Annotated in this window: 12 protein-coding genes, 2 pseudogenes and 1 riboswitch; of the genes and pseudogenes, 9 read left to right on the forward strand and 5 right to left on the reverse strand. The window is 34.1% G+C overall.

The genetic code is table 11. The annotated features are described in order from the left end of the window. Positions 1-4: 4 nt before the first annotated feature. Complete coding sequence (locus ACTQ5K_RS02065; RefSeq protein ID WP_441993427.1) at positions 5-274, forward strand: hypothetical protein; 270 nt, start codon at positions 5-7, stop codon at positions 272-274. Positions 275-534: 260 nt separating this feature from the next. On the opposite strand, the gene ACTQ5K_RS02070 is transcribed toward ACTQ5K_RS02065, so the two are convergent. Further along, positions 535-3,000 (reverse strand): sensor domain-containing protein, encoded by a 2,466-nt coding sequence (locus tag ACTQ5K_RS02070; RefSeq protein ID WP_441993429.1) that lies wholly within the window; start codon positions 2,998-3,000, stop codon positions 535-537. A gap of 990 nt (positions 3,001-3,990) precedes the next feature. Between ACTQ5K_RS02070 and ACTQ5K_RS02075 the strand changes: the two genes are divergently transcribed. The 4 genes and pseudogenes from ACTQ5K_RS02075 (at position 3,991) to ACTQ5K_RS02090 (ending at position 9,882) form a co-directional block, all read left to right on the forward strand. Further along, positions 3,991-4,968 (forward strand): HD-GYP domain-containing protein, encoded by a 978-nt coding sequence (locus ACTQ5K_RS02075; RefSeq protein ID WP_441993431.1) that lies wholly within the window; start codon positions 3,991-3,993, stop codon positions 4,966-4,968. A gap of 61 nt (positions 4,969-5,029) precedes the next feature. After that, positions 5,030-5,112, forward strand: a riboswitch (cyclic di-GMP riboswitch). A gap of 14 nt (positions 5,113-5,126) precedes the next feature. After that, positions 5,127-7,904 (forward strand): PAS domain S-box protein, encoded by a 2,778-nt coding sequence (locus tag ACTQ5K_RS02080; protein ID WP_441993433.1) that lies wholly within the window; start codon positions 5,127-5,129, stop codon positions 7,902-7,904. 447 nt (positions 7,905-8,351) lie between these two features. After that, a pseudogene (locus ACTQ5K_RS02085) lies at positions 8,352-8,683 on the forward strand (DUF4372 domain-containing protein); the annotation flags it as partial. 80 nt (positions 8,684-8,763) lie between these two features. Further along, positions 8,764-9,882, forward strand: a pseudogene (locus ACTQ5K_RS02090) (IS3 family transposase). A gap of 302 nt (positions 9,883-10,184) precedes the next feature. Here the strand turns inward: ACTQ5K_RS02090 and ACTQ5K_RS02095 are convergent. Both ACTQ5K_RS02095 and ACTQ5K_RS02100 read right to left on the reverse strand, forming a co-directional pair. Next, on the reverse strand, positions 10,185-10,307 hold the full coding sequence (locus ACTQ5K_RS02095; RefSeq protein ID WP_441993435.1) for an anti-repressor SinI family protein: 123 nt from the start codon (positions 10,305-10,307) through the stop codon (positions 10,185-10,187). Between the two features lie 194 nt (positions 10,308-10,501). Then, positions 10,502-11,233, reverse strand: coding sequence for a response regulator transcription factor (locus ACTQ5K_RS02100; RefSeq protein WP_441993437.1), 732 nt, complete (start codon positions 11,231-11,233; stop codon positions 10,502-10,504). Between the two features lie 205 nt (positions 11,234-11,438). Between ACTQ5K_RS02100 and ACTQ5K_RS02105 the strand changes: the two genes are divergently transcribed. Beyond that, positions 11,439-13,499, forward strand: coding sequence for an ATP-binding protein (locus ACTQ5K_RS02105; RefSeq protein WP_441993439.1), 2,061 nt, complete (start codon positions 11,439-11,441; stop codon positions 13,497-13,499). A gap of 431 nt (positions 13,500-13,930) precedes the next feature. Here ACTQ5K_RS02105 and ACTQ5K_RS02110 read toward each other — a convergent pair whose 3' ends face one another. Beyond that, positions 13,931-14,434, reverse strand: a complete 504-nt coding sequence (locus tag ACTQ5K_RS02110; RefSeq protein ID WP_441993441.1) for a DUF4365 domain-containing protein — start codon at positions 14,432-14,434, stop codon at positions 13,931-13,933. A 173-nt stretch (positions 14,435-14,607) separates the two neighbouring features. On the opposite strand from ACTQ5K_RS02110, the gene ACTQ5K_RS02115 reads away from it, so the two are divergent. Together ACTQ5K_RS02115 and ACTQ5K_RS02120 are read left to right on the forward strand one after the other, a co-directional pair. Beyond that, a complete protein-coding gene (locus ACTQ5K_RS02115) occupies positions 14,608-15,189 on the forward strand; it encodes a hypothetical protein (RefSeq protein ID WP_441993443.1) in 582 nt (193 codons plus the stop codon). Positions 15,190-15,292: 103 nt separating this feature from the next. Beyond that, positions 15,293-17,803, forward strand: a complete 2,511-nt coding sequence (locus ACTQ5K_RS02120; protein WP_441993445.1) for a DEAD/DEAH box helicase family protein — start codon at positions 15,293-15,295, stop codon at positions 17,801-17,803. Positions 17,804-17,848: 45 nt separating this feature from the next. Here ACTQ5K_RS02120 and ACTQ5K_RS02125 read toward each other — a convergent pair whose 3' ends face one another. Then, positions 17,849-18,115 (reverse strand): hypothetical protein, encoded by a 267-nt coding sequence (locus tag ACTQ5K_RS02125; protein ID WP_441993447.1) that lies wholly within the window; start codon positions 18,113-18,115, stop codon positions 17,849-17,851. Between the two features lie 926 nt (positions 18,116-19,041). Between ACTQ5K_RS02125 and ACTQ5K_RS02130 the strand changes: the two genes are divergently transcribed. Next, positions 19,042-19,992 carry a glycoside hydrolase family 43 protein gene (locus ACTQ5K_RS02130; protein ID WP_441993449.1) on the forward strand — a complete coding sequence of 317 codons (951 nt, stop codon included), beginning with the start codon at positions 19,042-19,044 and terminating at the stop codon, positions 19,990-19,992. Positions 19,993-20,110: the final 118 nt, after the last annotated feature.

Here is a 20,110-nt window from a genome sequence, read left to right on the forward strand (position 1 = left end):
AATATTGCCTCACTATATCAAGGACTTTGAAATTAATTATTCTGAAAAGGTTATTCCAGTATTTTTCGGTTTTTCAACGAATTATATTCAAGAAAACTTCGAAACTAAATTAGTGAAACATAGAAATGCAATTGAAGTCCGTAATTGGCCAGAAGAAAGAACGATACAAGAACTAATCAAAGAACATAAAGAATTTAAAGCAAAATGTTTACAAGCAGGTATTCGGTATTTTGAAATCGAAAACGACTATGACAAAGAAATAATGAATGTGTAAGACTATATAGAGGCGGAAAAACAGAGAATGGAATCTTTATAAATTGGTTTCTTCCATATATGATTGAAGTAAGAAAAGCATTCGCTAAAAGTAGAATTATGAAAAGGTATATTGAAAGAAAAAAAACGCCTAGAACTGGTAGCTAAGCGTTTAATGGTGTGCGAATTCGAATATGTATTTGTATGCCGGCATGGGGTTTACCTTTCTTTACCGGCATTATGAATAACAAATTGGTATGAAAAGTAGATACACCTGAGCTTCTACTTACGAAACGCCTGAATAAGTTCAGGGATTTTTATTGAATCAACTGGTTTGCTATAATAATAACCTTGAAGAATATCACATTGGCATTTTTGTAGAAAATCGACTTGCTCTTTCGTTTCGACGCCTTCTGCGATAACACTCAAGTTTAGACTGTGGCCCAAAGCAATAATGGTCTCGATAATGTTTTGGTCATCAGTATCAGAATGAATATCTTTAACAAAGGATTGATCTATTTTTAAATGATCAATTGGAAACCGTCGGAGATAATTTAACGAGCTATACCCAGTACCAAAATCATCAATTGCAATTTTAACCCCTAGGTTTCTGAGTCCTATAAGGATGCCTTCCGCAGTATTTGCATTCATGGCCATTGATTCTGTGATTTCTAATTCAAGATACTGTGGGTCTAATTTTGTCTCCTTTAAAATATATGATATTTTCTTTATCAAATCGGTTTGGTAAAAATGACGAATGGACAAATTGACAGAGATAATCATTGGAGGGAGTCCCATTTCTTGCCACTTTTTATTCTGTTTACAAGCAGTTTTTATTACCCATTCGCCGATAGGGACTATTAAACCAGTCTCCTCTGCAAGGCTGATAAATTCTCCAGGTGGTACAATTCCTAATTCTTTACTATTCCAACGTATTAAGGCCTCAACACCATAAATAGTGTTTGTTTTCGCATCTATTTGAGGTTGATATTGAAGAAATAGTTCTTCTCGTTCCATTGCTTTATGGAGAAGTGTTTCTGCTTTTAAATTGCTATTTGAACTTATTGGATTTCGGTTATTATATAATTGATAATTGTTTTTTCCTTGACGTTTTGCGTGATACATGGCATTATCTGCTTTCTTCATGAGGGTTTTGGAATCATCCCCATGAGTTGGGTAGATACTTATTCCTAAACTTGCCGTAACAACTACTTCAAAACCTTCTAAGTTATAAGGTTTTGAAACTGCTTGAACGATTGACTGTGCAAGAGATAATGCTTGTTGTTTATTCTTGTTTTCAAGTAAAACAATAAATTCATCTCCACCATAACGATAAATACGATCTTTATTTTCAACGCATTTGGTTAGCCGTTTGGAAATTTTTTTTAATAGTAGATCTCCCATATCATGACCTAAATAGTCGTTAATAAACTTAAAACGATCTAAATCTATGAAATATAGAGTTACTGTACCCATATTTTTCTGAGCCTGTTCTAATGCTTTGTTAAAATTAAGTTGAAATAAGCGTTGATTAGCTAAGCCTGTTAATGGATCATGATAAGCCATGTAATTTATCTGTTCTGTAATTTTGTTACGTTCCGTAATATCTTTACCAATACAATGAATACCTGTAAGTTTTTGGTTAATGTATATAGGTATTACCGTAATATGGAGATAGACACGTTCGCCACTTCGATTAAACATACAAGTTTCATAATGATGTGGGGTACCTTGGATGACTTTGTTAAAATGTTCAAACGTCTTTTCTCTTTCTTCAGGAACGATAAATGGCAAAAAAGGTTTTCCGATAAGTTCATCTGCTCTATAGCCCATTAATTTTTCCGTTGCGGTGTTAATAGATTGGAAATTTCCTTCTAAGTCATATGTTATAACAGCATCTATATTATGTTGAAAAAGTGATTTATACCGTTGTTCACTTTCTCTCAGTAGTTTTTCCGTTTGCTTTTGTAATGTAACGTTTCTTGCGATGCCTGTAATCCCTATTATTTCATTTTGTAATATCATAGGAACGGCTGTGATATTTATGTTAATCTTCTCACTGTTTTTGCTTAAAATGGAAATCTCTAATAGGGCTGTATTCCCCTTTAAAACTTCATGGAATTGTCTAGTAGTTTCTTCTAAATCTTCCGGTGCAATTAATGGTTCATAAGAGATACTAAGTAATTCATTCTTAGAAATAGATAAAAGTTTCTCACCTGCTGGATTAATATTAGTGAACTTCCCCTCTGGATTAAGAAAAAATATGATATCCGGACTATTACTAAAAAGAGACTGGAACTCTTGTGCGGTCTTCTCTAAAAGCATCTCTGTTTCTTTACGATCCGAGATATTACGTACCGTGGAGAGAACATATTTATTATTGTCAGATAATATGATGACACGGCTACTCACTTCTACCGGAATCCTTTTTCCTTTTTTTGTAATATGAGTAGATTCAAGTGTAAGAATTTTCCCTTCAAGGAGTTGTTTCAGTTCATCTTCGAGAATAGGATATGCTGTGGAATCTATAATATCTATAGGTGAAAGATTTAAAAATTCCTCTTTACTATATCCTAATTGCTCAAGTGCAGCCTGATTAACTTCAATAAATTGTCCGATTTCTTTTTTGTTTTTATTCAAGGAAGTTATATAGAGAGCTTCGTTAATATATTGTAAAATTGTATAAAGGTCTTGCTTTGAGATTTTGTTGTCCAATACAGCAAAAATATTATTATATTCATAACTCATAGTCAAAGTAAACCTCCGATTTAATCAATAAAAGAGAAGGAAGATTTGATGGTTTCCCTTATGAATATAGTATAATAATCTCTTTGTTAATACCAATAAATGCTATTATTCGACATGTGAATTTAAATCAATGTAATAGAAGTATGTAATACCTGTAAATATGGCTTTCTTTGACATATTTACAGGTATTACAAATCGTAATTCTTTAAAGAGAAGTTAAAACAGACGATAAGTGGGAGGAAAAAGAGCAGGAGAACAGAGAAAAATATGTATTTAAAGAGTATCTCAATCATAAATCAATACAAATTCAGACTTAATCCAGTATTTGGGTTCAGCTTTTTTAATTCACTATCCTCTCAATTCCTTATCAAAATAATGGGCAATCATCCTTTCTCTTTCTATTCTTTCTTCTAGTATAATGTTTTCCCCACAATATTCATCTATTGGATTTTCAATCATTATTTCGGACTGGTAACAGAAATTGGAAGCCGATTAATATGAATCATTTGAAGTGTGAGGTGGTTTAATATTAATTGTAAAAGTAATCTCATATAGCGTTAATAATGGGATTGAAATGTCAAACTAATAAGCTGAAATGTATTAAATTTAATCCTTTTATGTTTGTTTGGATGCTTGAAAAAAGAGAAAAATACCATGAATAAGCAACCGGTTTTGATATAATACTTCACTAGAGTAGTTCAAGGTATTTTTGTTATTTTATTTTATAGTATCGAACTGCAATCCCTTTAAAATGTATACGAAAAAAATGTCAAAAGGAATATCTTCCTAATAGCATAAAAGCAAATATTGAGAATACATGGTGATACACCATTTCATGATTTTATGATAATAAAAAAGTATTATTCAATAAGAGAAAGTGTCGGAGGATATTAGTAGTATTCTTCGATTTTGTTATGCTGAAATATCTCGAATAATGTAGGATTTTGTTTGAAATCTGAATAATCGTAAATAGCAAGAAAGGATTTTAAAGTGAAAAGAGAGAGTGAAATAATAGAAATTCAAAGTGATCTAAAAAGTAATTTAAGACCTTTTATTTTGAAACCATTAGTATTGGTTGAAAATAGAATTCTCTCCGTTTTAATGCTAGTAATATTATTTTTTTCGGTAGTATATGTCGATAGGATTTTTTATCATGACAGAAGTATTGTTGGGGCTTATATATTGTTAGTTCTCATTTCATCATTGTTTTTAAAACATATCATTTCCATGCTACTTTTTAATGGCTTTGTTGTCTTGATGTGGTATCAGAATTCCTTAAAAGGTTTTCCTACTGAACAAATTGAGTTATTTACTTTAACATGGATTGTTTGTTTTTTAATCACCTTTGTTGTAAGAGAGTTAATCAATAAAAATACTCAACTCAAAGAGTCTCAACTAATGACCATCTTTACTCTGGCAAAAATGATTGATATGCGTGATCCATACACGGCTTATCACTCAAAAAATGTTGCCTTTTATTCAAGAGAGATAGCAAAAGAAATGAAACTACCTAAAAAAGTTTGGAAACAGCTATATACAGGTGGCTTACTTCACGACATAGGAAAAATTGGTGTTGCCGATAGTATCATTAATAAACCTGGAAAGCTGACAGATGAAGAGTTTGAAATAATTAAGCAACATACTACGTTAGGTTATGACTTGATGAAAAATATTCCTAGATTTAAGAAAATAGGCATCTTGGACATGGTTTTGTATCATCATGAACGATATGACGGAAAAGGTTATCCAGAAGGATTGAAAGGGAATGAGATTCCTTTAGTAGCTCGGATTATGGCAGTTGCTGATACATTTGATGCAATGACCACAAATCGTGTTTACAGAGGTAAGAGGAATATAGATGAAGCAATAAAGGAAATAGAAAATAATAAGGAAAAGCAGTTTGACCCAATAGTCGTAGATGCTTTTTTGAAAGCAGCTACATCAGGAAAGTTTATTAAAAAATACTAATTAAAAAAGCGACTCCAATACTAACTCATGAATTATACAGAAAAGGAGACTATAAATAATACAATGATAAGGGCAAACTTGTTGAAAGGCAAGGACGCAAAACCACAGATCTAAGGTATTAACTATGATGGCTGGGTTGCCGAAGGAGAAATGAACAAATGAATGTAAGATTACAAGAGATGTCAATTGAAAGTTATAAATCTATTATTGAATATAACCCTGATCCAATTTTTGTTTTATCAGTGGAAGGAACGATTATTGAAGTAAATCAAATAACAAGCCAAATGTTTGGTTTTTCAAAGGAAGAGCTCCAAGGAAAACATTATGAGGAAATTTTAGTACCAGAATACAAGGAATTGACCTTTCGACAATATCAAGAGGTTTTACAAGGAAAATCTCCAGAGTATGAAACTCAATTGTTGCATAAGAATGGACATAAGGTGTATTTGCAAATAAAAAATATTCCTTTATGGAAAAATGGAGAAATTGTCGGGATTTTTGGGGTTGGAAAAGATGTAACCGAACTTCATAATACAAAAGCTACCTTAAATGAAATGGAAAAACGCATGAAAGCCTTATTCTATTCCACAATGGATGCCATTGATATCTTAGACTTGGATGGAAATGTTTTGGATGTGAATCCTGCTTTTGAAAAGCTGTATGGTTGGAAAAGAGAAGAGGTCATTGGTAAAAAGCTACCGATTATTCCTGAATACCGAAATCATCAACAAGAGGAGCTACTTGAAAAGGCAAAACTTCGCCAACAAATAACAACAATGGAAACCACTTGCATAAAAAAGGATGGGTCACCTGTTGAAATCAGTTTAACATTTTCTCCTCTTTTAGATAAGAGGGGTAACCTTTTAGGAACTGCAGGGATTACAAGAGATATTTCGGAGCGTAAACAATTAGAGAAATTATTAAGAGAAAGTGAAGAGCGATATCGAAAGGTAGTAGAGCTTTCTCCAAAAGGAATCGTGATTCATCGTGATGGAACGATTGTGTATGCGAACCCATCTGCTTTAAAGATGGTAAAAGAAGATAATGCTATCGGAAAATCTATTGATACCTATCTCCATCCTGATTTTAAAGAAGTTTCAAAGAAAAGACTATCAATGACTAAATCAGGAGAAGAATTGCCATTTGTTGAAATGAACATGAACTGCTCTGATGGAGATACCATATATGCAGAGATTGCTTCAGTACCATTTAATTATGATGGGAATCCTGCTATCTTAACTATGCTTCGTGATGTAACCGAAAGAAAAAATACAGAACAGAAGTTGGAAGAAAGTAAAAAAAGATACGAGAGATTGGTTCATTATTCTCCTGAACCAATTGTTGTACACCAAAAAGGAATTATTCAATATATCAATCATGCAGGTGTTCAGTTGTTTGGGGGTACGCATTTTAGCGAAATCGTAGGCAAATCCATTTTAGACTTTATATCTCCTGAAGTTCGAGAAATCGCAATAGAACGGATCGAATACATGCAACAAGCAGAGGGGAATTCCCTTGAAATGATGGAGCATAAAATGATTCGTTTGGATGGCACTCCATTTTATATCGAGTATACAGGAGTAGGGATTTTGTATGAAGGGGAAATCGCTGTACAATTGTTGTTTCGTGATATTACAGCCAGAAAACAGGCTGAAGAAGCACTTCGCAAAAGTGAAGAAAAGTATCGACTCATTACGGACAATATGACAGATCTGGTAGGGGTGTTAGATAGAGACGGTAAAGTTATATACGCTTCTCCTTCCCATGAAGTTGTTTTAGGACTTCATCCAGAAGTGTATGAAGAATATCTTGCATTTGATGTTGTTCACCCTGATGATGTTGATAATTTAACAGAACAATTTAATCATATGGTATCTTTACAGGAAACGATTTCTGTAGAATCTCGGTTTAAAAATATTACAGGAGATTGGGTATGGATGGAGGTAAAAGGAGGACCTGTTTATGATAGAACGGGTAATCTTCTTCATTTCCAAGCGGTAGCAAGAGATATAACAGAAAGAAGGCAGGGAGAAGAAGCTCTTCGTCAAAGTGAAGAGCGATATCGTTTAATTGCCGAAAATATGACTGACCTTGTAGGTCTGATAGATAGAGACGTTTATTTTAAATATGCCTCTCCTTCCCATGTAACAGTATTAGGCTATCATTCTTATGAATATGAAGGTAAGTGTGCTTTGGACATGATTCATGAAGCTGATGTAGAAGGTGTGAAGCATCAATTAACAGCCATTATAGAGAGCAAAGATACTGGCAATATGGAATATCGTTTTAGACATGTAAATGGAAAGTGGATATGGTTTGAAGCAAATGTTACTCCAATATTTACTGAAGATGGACAATTTAAGCACTTTCTGGTCGTATCCAGGGAGATTACAGAACGAATAACGTATGAAGAAAAACTAACACATTTAGCTTTTCATGATACGTTAACAGAGCTTCCGAACCGAAGATTATTTAACGATAGACTAAAACAAGCTATAAAGGAATCAGAGAGATACGACCGAAAGATGGCCGTTATGTTTATGGATATGGATAAATTTAAACAAATTAATGATAATTTGGGTCATGATGTAGGAGATGGATTGCTCATACAGTTTGCCGAAAGAGTAAAGGGATGTATAAGAGATGGTGATACTCTCTCAAGACAAGGAGGAGATGAATTTACGATTCTTTTTCCAGAAATTCAAGAAGAGCAGGATGCTGTCATTATTGCGAATCGAATTCTCAATTCTCTTCAAGAACCTTGGCAAGTTGGAGAACATACCTTCCATACAACTTCAAGTATGGGGATTGCTTTTTATCCAAAAGATGGGACAACAAGACATGAACTGATGAAACATGCAGATAGAGCTTTATATGAAGCGAAGGAAAGTGGAAGAAATAATTATAAGACATATTCAGTTATAGATGGTGAATAAATATTACTGAACAATTATCAGCAAGTATTCAAACGCTGAGTGTTCAGTAGAAGAGCAAAATGCTTCAATGGAAGAAATACCAGCATTTTTAAATGAACTAAATAAAATCTCTCACGATTTACAAGGAGAGATTGGTGATTTTATAATAGCGTAATTATAATGGAAAGTCCCCCCAAAAAAGGTTAAGGAGGACTTTTCGTTTTTTGTAAAGAGGAAACTCTTTCGGGAGGTTTTTCAATTGATAAAAAAGGTAATTCTTAAATTTACTTTTTATTAGGAGATACGAAAATGAATAGTGTGAATAACAATTATGATTTAACTTTTGAAATCACTAGTGTAGCTCTAAAATAATTCAACACAATTTTAAAACTGAATTTTTCCATAAAAAATCCTTTATAATGGTTGGGAGGTAGTAACCTATCCAAATCCAAAATAAAGGACCTACGCATGGATAAGTTTACACGAAAAACATCATTTGAACAATGGCTTTCACCGCTTAATCAGACATTATTAGAAGAACAGGTGAAAACACATCAATTAAATTACTATACAAAGAAGCTTTATATGGTTCCCTTTTTGAAACTACTTTTGTATGCGCAGCTCCATGAGACCGAGAGTTTACGGGCTTTGAGTGACGCTGTATTTTCAGACGATTTGCAATGTGCTACAGGGTTGAACTCGATTAGCTTCTCCAATTAGGAAGACGAATTAATACCATTCCAACAGAGTTCTTTCAAACGATTTTTTTAGATTTGGTCGCCCAAATCCACAAGAAAACAGATGGATAGGCTACACTTAGTTGGACAGATATTTTAAGGTCAAGTAGAATACGAATAAGACATTTAGAGGAGAATCTACCATGACCAAAAAAGCACGCCGAACCTTTACTGCGGAATTCAAACAACAAATGGTGCAATTATATCTGAACGGAAAACCAAGAAAGGATATTATTAGGGAATATGAGTTAACACCGTCTTCCTTAGACAAGTGGATTAATCAGCAACAAACATCTGGTTCTTTCAAGGAAAAAGATAACTTAACTCCTGAACAAAAGGATTCAAGAGCTTCGGAAAAGAAATAAGCAGTTGGAGATGGAGAACGATATTTTAAAGCAAGCGGCGCTGATACTAGGACGAAAGTAAATGTGATTAAAAGCAACCAGCACAAATACTCGATATCAGCAATGTGCAAAGTCCTACAACTTCAAAGAAGTACTTATTATTATGAGGCGAAAGAAAGGCCGTCAGAGGACGAGATAACAACAAAAATTATCGAAATCTTTCACCTAAGCCGTCAAAACTATGGCACTCGCAAGATCAAGGTGGAGCTAAAAAAACAAGGTTATATCGTTTCTAGGAGAAGAATTGGCCGTATGATGAAAGAACAAGGACTGGTATCTTCCTATACAGTAGCCCAGTTTAAGCCACACTCTCCTAAGAGTAACGAGTCTAGCCAACAAAACGAATTAAACCGTGAATTTCAACAAGAGGAAGAAATGACAGTTGTTGTAAGCGATTTAAGATATGTAAGAGTCGATAAAAAATGGCAATACGTATGTGTATTTGTTGATCTCTTTAATCGGGAAATTATCGGTCATAGTTATGGCCCAAACAAAGATGCAGCACTGGTTTATCGTGCTTTTTCATCTATCAAGAAAGACCTAAGGAAGATTCAATATTTCCACACAGATCGTGGAAATGAATTTAAAAATAAGTTAATCGACGAAGCGTTAGAAATATTTGATATTAAACGATCGTTAAGCTTGAAGGGCTGCCCTTACGATAATGCAGTAACAGAAGCAACATTTAAAATCATTAAAACAGAATGTATTCGAAAAAGGCACTTTACTAGTTTAGAAGAATTATCTAGGGAATTATACGACTATGTGAATTGGTTCAATTACATAAGAATTCACGAAACATTAGGGTATTTAAGCCCCATCGAGTATAAAATAAAACACCTTAAAAAAGTTGTCTAGTTTTGTGTTGACATACCAAGGTCTAAGCAGGAGTTCTAGGGGTGACCTAATTACGAGATATTACCGTTTAATGGCGGAAACTGGACTATATTAGCGGACGGTACAAAGATAATGATTAATAATAACTGGATGGAACAGCCACCTTCATTACCTAACAAAAAACCATCCTCTTAACAAAACTAATGAAGTAAAAGGTAACATATATTTACATCTTATTGAGGTTTGCTACAGCAGTACAACTACTACCCTATATTCCGGAACGTCAGGAATATAGGGTAGTAGTTGTAATACCAAATTATTCTTTATTCTAAGCCAACAAATTCTTTATTTAAACAATCTCTTATCTCTTCAATTGTTAATCCTAGTTGCTTCGCTTCCAATATTAGTTGTAACCATTCTTGATCTAGCATGGATAAAAACTTCACACTCCTATTTTTAAAAAATATTCATTCCTATATAGATTCCTTCTGTGATTTTACTTGCAGCAATATAGGAAATTGTGTATAGATGGTTCCCATTTCCATAATTCTAAATTATCACACGAAGGTTAAAAGTAAGTTAAATATGATAATATTGTTATTTTATTCATTCTTTTGAAAATAAAGGAATCAAGAATGATTTAATTCTTGATTCCCGTTTGCTCATTATTTACCTTCTTTTTTGCCTGCGTTGAAAATTTGTATCCAAATCCTCTAATTGTACGAACATACTCTGGATTTTTAGGGTCATCCTCGATTTTACTTCTGAGTGTACTTAAATGAACAGAAACGGTTTTTAAATCTGTTTCTGAATCGATTCCCCAAATACGATCAAATAACAGTTCGGCGCTAAAAACTTGATTCGGGTGCTCAACTAAATAAAATAACAGCATTCTTTCTTTTGTATGAAGATCCACTTCTTTACCTTTTTTGTATATACTTTTATCTGAAAAGTTTATGATTAAATCACCAAGGTTTAATACATGCGAGGAGTTTGAAGTGAACGTACCAGTTCTTCTCATAATTGCTTTGATGCGGGCGAGGACTTCAGGGGGGTCGAATGGTTTAGTAATATAGTCATCACAGCCAATTTCAAAGCCTTCGATGATCGTACTTTTGGTATTTTCACCAGTAATAAATATGAGAATTCCATCAGAAATTTCACGATATCTCCTGGCAAGTTCAAACCCATTTTTATCTGGAAGATTAATATCGAGTAGAACAATATCAGGAGGAATTTCTTCTATCAGTCGTAAACCATCGGCAACATTGAAGGAGGAATAAACAGTATAGCCTTCCTTCTCTAAGTAAAGACGTAAGATATTAATAATGAAGCTTTCATCCTCTACGATCAAAATGGTGGTGGAAATCATGTGCTTACCTCCTTTTTCCAGTGAATATTCTATCTAAATATATCATATTGAAATCTACTGATTCTAGTATTAGAAACTAATATTGTCCTATTTATTGTTTGTTATTTCACTCAATCTTTGCTGTTTCTTGGATATATATTCCTAAAATTAGTCAAAAAGTGCTATTATTAGTTTAAAAGATCGAAATGTGGGATGACAAATCATAATGATAAAAGCAAAGTATAGCTTTTTGATGGTAACTTCTGTAATTGTCGGGATGCTTTTATTGGGTTCCAGTGCCAAAGCGGCGATGAATGGTGCAGAGAGTAAAAGTGTTTTCTATGTGAATAAATTGTCTGCTAATGAAATGATAAAGTTAGATGGAAATTGGGAATTTTATTGGCAAAAGTTATATACCCCGAAGGATTTCAAGCAAAATGCTGTTCATGAAAGACCTATGCTGGCAGAAGTACCTCAAACATGGAGCAATTACATGCAGATGGGACAAAAGTTGCCGCAGACTGGATATGCCACTTATCGCTTACAAGTTGAATTTTCGAGAGGTGATGTGGGTACTATAAAAGCACTATATATGCCGAGTGTCGCATCCGCCTATTCTTTATGGATTAATGGGGTGAAGATGTCAAAAAATGGGGCAGTAGGAACAAGCAGATACTTAATGAAACCGGAACGTGTCCCCAATATTGTGGAGTTTGAAGTCAATTCTCTCCGGGTAGAATTTATTATTCAAGCGTCTAATTATAATGGGCGAAAGGCAGGGATCACTGATTCGTTATTAATTGGAGAACCGAACACTATTATTCAATTTCAGGAGAAAAGACTGATATTCCGATCAATGATTGTTATGAGCTTGGTGCTCATGGGTTTATATCATTCTGCATTATTTGCGTTTCGCAGAAAAGAACCAGCACTCATTTTTTTTGGAATAGCGTGTATCGTTGTCGCGATTCGAGCTATCCTTCTTGAAGAGAGGTTGGCTTCCTACCTCCTCTCGTTTTTGAATTGGGAAATGGCCAGGAAGCTGGAATATTTAGGGGCATCCTTAGGTGTTTTGTTTAGTTCGTTGTTTAGCTATATGCAATTTACAGGAGAGATGAACCGCAGAATTAGAAATGTCATCATTGCTAGCATGTCCGCTTACAGCCTATTTATTATGCTGACACCGGCGCTAGTGTTTACTAGAACCATGGTTATTCTCCAGGCTTGTATAATACTGATCATTATTTATTTGCTCTACGTTTATATAAAAGCATTTCTTCATAAACGGGAAGGGTCGAAATTAAATTTAGTAGCCATTTTTATGTTGTTCTTAACTGTGGTCAATGATATTTTGTTTTTTAATAACTTCGTTCACACCACTGAATTAACCTCTGTTGGTGTGATTTTCTTTTTATTTACACAATCTATTATCCTATCAAAAAGATATTCGTTGTCCTTTATTCGATTGGAAAAATTATCACAAGATTTAGCGATTCTAAATGCTTCTTTAGAGAAAAAAGTGCAGAAACGTACGGCAGAGTTAGAGCAAGCAAATTTCAAACTACACGGTGCAAACCTACAGTTAAAGGATGCACATACTTCAAGAAGTAAATGGATTCATAATATTACTCATGAAATATCAGCACCGTTAACAGGAATTCGTGCCTATTCTAAAGGCATGCTAGATGGAGTAGTTCCTAGTGATCAGACAAACATTCAATTAGTTTATGACCAAAGCGTGTACGTATCGCAAATGCTGAATGACCTACGTGATATGGCTGATATAGAAAATCAACAAATTAAGTTTGAACTGAAAGGGGTTCGTATCCAAGACTTTATTCGAAACCTTTATGAAAAATATAAAATGGATATTGAAAAAAAAGCCATTACGTTTGAATTGAGAGATTTGCTACATCAACGTCATGCTGACTCCTTTGTTCTTATGGATCCTATGAGGATTGAGCAGGTTATTGTGAATCTTCTGAGAAACGCCCAACGATTTGTACAGAAAGACGGAATAATAGTATTGGAACTGGACAGGTCAGATGAAAATAATATCGTTGTAAAAGTCAAGGATAATGGAATTGGCATTAATGAAGATGAACTTGAGTTAATCTTTAACCGGTTTTATCGGGGAAGAAATCAAGGAGAATCTCACCAGGGTTCAGGTTTAGGCTTGGCCATTTCAATGGATATTGTCGATTATCACCATGGGGAACTTTCGGTAAAAAGTAAAGTAGGTAAGGGAAGCTGTTTTTATTTTACCTTACCGGTTTTAAATGAATAATTACGTATCGTTTACAAGTTAACAAACATATTTTATTCACTTCAATTTCGCACCATGTACGATCTTCAACAAATGGGCGCGATTGTGGAATAAGCTCCTCTATTTCTTCTTCAACTACCATGAAAATTAACTTCAGGTAGAAGTCAATACTAAATACGACGCAGCTCATTTGTTTTTTAAAAAGGGGAGAGCGCCTTATTGATTGATCATATATAGATTAATTGGTTGATTGGATTAAGATGCTTCAGGTAATTGTAACGAAACAGTGTATCCTATACTTTCAAGTCTACGAAGAGAATGCCGAACAATTGATTGCTCTCTCTGCTTATCATAGTAGTATTCGCCTAGGTCTACATACATTTTCTCGTTAAGAGGTAATATGCAAGGACTTTTAACAGGGGTATAAAGCTCCTGTTAAGAATCCTCAGTCTTTAATTCAAAAAGTATTCAATTGCATCCGCATATTTAAAGATTTCGAGTATGGAGTAATTTTTCTTAGATATGTTGATTCCGTATTCAGGAGCACTCTTTTGCCCTGGTTTATCATAATTTTTGTCAACATACACTTCATTAGGCACTTCCCATGCTTGTACTGGTATTAGAAATACATCAGGTAATTTTCCAGCTTCAAATATTAGCAAAGCAAGGTAGAGATTTATATTGGTGTTATCAAATTTGCCTTTTTGCACAAATACATAGCCTGTTCCCCTAAGGGATTTTACTTGAATCTCGCAGAAGTGGTCATTTTTATCTTTTACAATAAAATCAATGCCTCGGTCATCCACCTTTGTAGTGTAATCCTCTAAGTAATATGAAGCGAACTCCATTTTTGCAAAATACTCTGCATATTTCTCTACTTGCAAAGAATAAAGTTTTGTCCAATTAGTATTTGGCACGGTTCTTCCTCTGTATGCTTCTGTTTTGCAGGTGTTCATATTGACTGCCTGTAATCCACATACCAAATAATAACATGCAATGGTAAAATAGTAATAGATTAATTTGAAAATTCAGTTGCAAGGAGCTTTTATTGGGAAGGAAGACACGAATGGAAAAGCAATATTTTAATCGCATGCAATTTTTTGAGGGGTAAGTACGGAATTATCGGAGAATGAATTTATCTAAGTTACATAACCGTTCAATGTTTACAAAGTGTGAAATTGATTATTTTGCCAATCTGGGGGAGATGTTGGGCTTTGATGTATTTATAGAAGATTCCAAGTTTGATAAGTCAATGGGGCGTTCAAGACCAATGGATTTGTCATGGTGGAAGTGGGATGCAGGAATTTATGATGAAAGTTTTTTGTACCTTGCCTTACATTTAGAAAGAGAATTTATTTGGAATAAAGACGTAGAGACGATTGAAAAACTTTTTTCTGATACAGAAGAAGGATTGGTTCCTCATAATGTGATAGGCATTCAATACATAGAATCAGTAGATAGGATTGATTACCTAAATGGCTTAATTCTTCAAAAAAATGCAGTTCAACAGTCGAATTGCTTAATGGTTTATCGTTCTTATGATGCTGATTTTGATTTAGAACGAGTTTGTGCATATAGTTTTACTCCAAAAGGATTAAGGGAAGTAAGAAGAGCTATTTGTAACCAAGATGAATTTGGGTACTGGTATATGGTGTTTGAAGAAGAATATGCCCCTTTTCAAAATAATAAAGAAATCGCTGATTTGATATAGAGTTGATTATAAATTAGACAGTAAGGTTCTTCATGTTCTTATTGTAAAGGAAATTTATGCTTTGGAAACAAAGGTCAGTAGCGGTTAAAAGGAGTTTTTATGTGTGGAACAAATAGAAGAAGTTATTTTACATATTAAAGAGGAGATTGGTCAGAGAAAAAATAGGAAGTTAAATATGAAGTTACGGACTTTTCTTGACCAATTAGGATATAAGAGAAGGAATTCATTGTTAATAGATAAAGTGAATCAATGTCTTGATAAAAATAGTCTTGCAATTATTGTAAAAAAGGAAGACTTAGACTGGTCGCAATTGGATATTGACGAAAGAGTAACGTTTGAATTTGCGGAAGGGCAGGGAAAAGCGTTGCAAAGTTTAGTAGAAAGTAAATATGCAGGAACGATTAAGGTTAGTGAGGAAAGAAACCCAATAGAACTATATCTGCATCAGACGGAAGCGTTACAGGCATTGGACAAAGAGATAACAAATAATCAAGGAAATAGATTCTCAGGGCTATTAGTTATACCGACAGGGGGAGGAAAAACACTTACTGCTGTTCAGTGGGTTTTAAGAAATGTCATAAACAATGGCAAAAAGGTTCTTTGGATAGCCCATAGGCATGAGTTGTTGGAACAGGCTCTTTCAGCAGTTAAAAGGAATGCTTATTCCAATTTGGTTAATAAACGAAAAGAATTCAAGTATAGAATTATTTCTGGTCAACACGATAGACCTGTAAACATCAAACAAGATGATGATTTTGTTATTGCCAGTAAGGACAGTCTGAATAGAGGAATAGACCATTTAGTGAATAATTGGTTGAACTATAATGGCGACATATTTCTTGTAGTCGATGAAGCACACCATGCAACCGCAAAGACTTATCGAAAGATAATTGAGTTGTTAAATGAAAAGTCGAGTAGATTAGGAATCTTAGGGTTGACTGCAACTCCATTTAGAACAGCAGAAGCTGAAAAGGGATTATTGAAGAAAATTTTCGAGGATGACATTGTATATAAAGTTGATTTGAGAACGCTTATTAGCCGAGGAATCCTTTCAGAGCCAATATTCAAAGAGTTAGAAACACAGATTGATATGACAAAGGAATTAAGTGAACAGGATATAAAAAGTATTCAAGCGTTTGATAGTATTCCAGAAGACATCGCCAAACATATTGCTGAAAATAAAGTCCGAAATAACAGGATTGTCCAAGAGTACATAGATAACAAAGATGAATATGGCAAACTGCTTGTATTTGCTGTAAACAAAATTCATGCAATTGAACTGAATAAATTGTTCAATGAGAAAGGAATTGCATCTGAATACGTTATTTCATCAGAGCAACATATGGCAACTGGCGTTGATTTGTCTAATGAGGCAAATAGAGAAAGAATTAGGAAGTTTAGAAATAATGAAGTCGATGTCCTTATTAATGTGAACATTTTGACGGAGGGAACGGACTTACCCGATGTACAAACTGTTTTCCTAACAAGACCGACAATATCAAGTATATTAATGACTCAAATGATTGGCAGAGCTTTAAGAGGGAAAAAAGCAGGGGGAACGGAAAAAGCCTACATCGTTAGTTTTATAGACGGATGGAAGAATAAAATCGCATGGGTCAATCCAGAAAAGCTATATATAGAAGAAACCGTATCATGGGATGATAACACGAAGGAAAACGTAAAGAAACTGGCAAGGTTGATAGCCATTCAAAAAATTGAGGAATTCGTAAAGATAATAGATGATTCTATTGATACAACTGAATTGGAAAAAATGGATTTTATCAAAATCATTCCATTAGGTATCTATACGTTTTCGTTAATGATACCTTCAGAAAATGAAGAGGATAGAATCAAAAATTGTGAAGTTCTTGTTTATGATAGCACCCAAAGAGCATATGAGAGATTTATTAAGGAATTACACGTCTTTTTTGAAGTGAATCAGTTAAATGATATTGAATTCTTTACTAACGAACAACTTGATAATTTAGCTGAAAAAGTTGAAGATGCTTATTTTACAGGTTTTGAAATGATTCCAGGATACAACCAGCAGGATATCAAGGATATTCTTAGTTATTTTGCCCTAAAAGGTGTAGAACCATCGTTTTTGCAGTTTAAGGACAGAGAGAAATTTGATATTTCAAATGTGGCTCAATATATTTATGAAAATGAACTTGGTGGTAAGGGAAAGAAAGAGTATTTAGATAAAGTTTGGGAACAAGAAGAAAGTTTCTTTAAAGTGTACTTCGGATATAACAAACTCTATTTTAGAAAATGCTTAGATAACGAGATTCTGAAATTAGAAGAACCTGATATTTACTCTACGTCAGCTAAAGAATCAACTGTTATCCCAGAGATAATTGACATAAATAGGCTAAGCCTTTATGAAATACAAAAAATTAATCCGCAATATTGGAGACAAATAACAGATACGGTATATGAAAAGTCAAAAGATGAAAATGGATTTTACACTTGTGCCAATTCAGGGTTTAAAAACAAAAGCAGATTATTCTTCCAAATAGACCATATCATGCCGATGGCTAAAGGTGGCTTAACAGAATTAGACAATCTTCAAGTTTTAAGAAGAGATTTAAATAAATTAAAAAGCGATAAATAAAACCAAAGAAGAGCAGAAAATCCAAACTGCTCTTCTTTAATGAGGTTATAGGTTATTTTCCTCTTCACTATAATAATCAGCTAATTGGCTGTTCAGGCGTTCCAATTGGATGACTTGGGAATGAGGAAATCCATCCCTATACGTCTTTTGAGAACACATCCAGCAGGAACAATGAACCTTTCCTTTAGTAAAAAATCCAGTAAAGCGAGAATGCCATCCAATTTGTTTCGCAATTTTTATTTTACGTTGAATGACTCTTTTTCGATGATGTCGATAATAAGCACGACTTCGATTCTTTTGATGTGGTTTCAATTACCATCAACTCCTTGGGATAAGGCTCAGCCTGTAAAAGTCCCCCAAAGAAAATTTAGACACTACAGGCTGAGTATGATGGCAATACGTGTGGTGAGAAGGTTCAAAACCAATCACCCCTTACGGATGTTTTTCTTTTATTATATATCAAATGAGTCATTTGGATAATTGATGAATGAGTTATCAAGGATAATAGTTTTAGGATAAGTGAAATAGGTTTTCGCTTGTCCTTTTTTTGTTGAAATTACTGGATAAAATTTTGGAGGTATGACAGATTCTGTCTAATCTATTTGATATTATAGGTATATAGAATTGGTTGGAATCTACTAAGGGTGATTGCGTGGCAAAAGATAAGGAAGCAAAAATTAATAGGGTTCTCAAGTTATATGACGCCTTCAGAAAAGGGGGAATCATAATCTACTTGACCTAAAAAAGTGTAGCCTATTCATATACTCCCTGTTAATTTTAAAAGGAAAAGAAAGAGGCGGTAGAGAATAAATATATTGGGTAACTTTAGGTGAGAGAAGGGATATGTTATAGAATTCGAGGATTATTTAAGATAGAAATATCATAAGCGGCTAAGATTATACAAGGTGGAGGAACGAGGTCCTAAACAAAGAGGGATACAATGGAGAAACAGAGCTTACTCTTTCTTCTTTGAGGCAGCTGTTGAAATCCAGAAGCCACCATAATGTGAAATGGCATCATGTGATAGCATTTAGTTTGTTTTATTAAAAGAGAGGCTATATCTATTTAAAGCAGAAAGTGTTCAAGCGTTAGCCTTTTTATAATTTGTAAACGCTTTCTGATGCAACCTTTCCTTACACTAAAGCTCTCATTATTTCGAATTCTAACTCAAAGGCTTTATTAAAAGTTTATTTGAAATGTAGTTTTCTGGTTTAAAAACGTGGTAAGAGGAGGAAGTTATGGAGAAAACAACTTTTTATAACCCGATTCTAGAGCATGGGGCAGATCCTTGGGTGTATAAAGATAAAGATACTTACTATTTTATGGTAACAAAAAGGACAAGGCTTGATTTATGGAAGTCGGCTACATTAAGTGGAATGGAACAAGGAAATTGTAAAACGATTTGGACTGCTCCGAGTGAAGGAATCAATTGTGCTAATATTTGGGCTCCAGAAATTCATCGGATAAATGGGAAATGGTATATATATTTCACGGCAAATGACGGGATAGGCGATGATCAATCAAGGAAGATATTTGTGCTAGAGAATTCGGCAGAGGATCCGTTTGACGGGAATTGGATAGATAGAGGATATGTAAATACAGAATATCCTGGTTTAGATGGAACGATTTTTGAACATAAAGGTTGTTTTTATTTTATATATGCTGGATATGGGAACTTTCCTGCGTATGGATCAGCTTTATATATAGCTGAGATGGAAAATCCGTGGACACTTACTAGTCCCAATGTATTATTATCAAAACCTGAGTATGATTGGGAAAAGCAAGGTGGAATGGCGATTAATGAGGGACCAGTAATGTTAAAGAGGAATAATAAGTTGTTTTTAGTCTATTCTGCTAGTACCACTTGGTCTGATGATTATAGTTTGGGTATGTTAACAACCTCAGAGAATATGGATGTCATGAATCCCGAAGTTTGGCTTAAATCTACAGAGCCTGTGTTTAAGAAAAGTATCGAAAATAAGGTATTTGCTCCTGGACATAATAGTTTTACACAATCTCCTGATGGGACAGAAGATTGGATTGTTTATCATGCTATCTCCGAATCAGAAGGAGGAAGCCAGCGACGAAGTACTAGAATTCAAAAATTTAATTGGAATGCCGATGGTTCTCCTAATTTTGGAGTCCCATTATGTACATCAGCACCGATTACCATTCCTTCTGGTGAGTGATAAGTAGGGAACAGAGGAATTCAGTAAGGGAATATTCCAAAAAGATAATGATTTAAAAGTAAATGGTGAGGTAGGGCCCAATACTTTTACTAAATTAGTTACATAAGATAGTAAGGAT

Origin of the sequence: Niallia sp. Sow4_A1 (genome assembly GCF_052116745.1) — a bacterium.
GTDB classification, from domain to species: domain Bacteria; phylum Bacillota; class Bacilli; order Bacillales; family Cytobacillaceae; genus Niallia; species Niallia hominis.

What these genes read in the sequence shown, in the direction of transcription:
- ACTQ5K_RS02100 (WP_441993437.1), bottom strand. Translation starts at nt 11,233, where the DNA reads ATGATTTCCACCACCATTTTGATCGTAGAGGATGAAAGCTTCATTATT.
- ACTQ5K_RS02070 (WP_441993429.1), bottom strand. Translation starts at nt 3,000, where the DNA reads ATGAGTTATGAATATAATAATATTTTTGCTGTATTGGACAACAAAATC.
- ACTQ5K_RS02105 (WP_441993439.1), top strand. Translation starts at nt 11,439, where the DNA reads ATGATAAAAGCAAAGTATAGCTTTTTGATGGTAACTTCTGTAATTGTC.
- ACTQ5K_RS02115 (WP_441993443.1), top strand. Translation starts at nt 14,608, where the DNA reads ATGAATTTATCTAAGTTACATAACCGTTCAATGTTTACAAAGTGTGAA.
- ACTQ5K_RS02110 (WP_441993441.1), bottom strand. Translation starts at nt 14,434, where the DNA reads ATGAACACCTGCAAAACAGAAGCATACAGAGGAAGAACCGTGCCAAAT.
- ACTQ5K_RS02080 (WP_441993433.1), top strand. Translation starts at nt 5,127, where the DNA reads ATGAATGTAAGATTACAAGAGATGTCAATTGAAAGTTATAAATCTATT.
- ACTQ5K_RS02130 (WP_441993449.1), top strand. Translation starts at nt 19,042, where the DNA reads ATGGAGAAAACAACTTTTTATAACCCGATTCTAGAGCATGGGGCAGAT.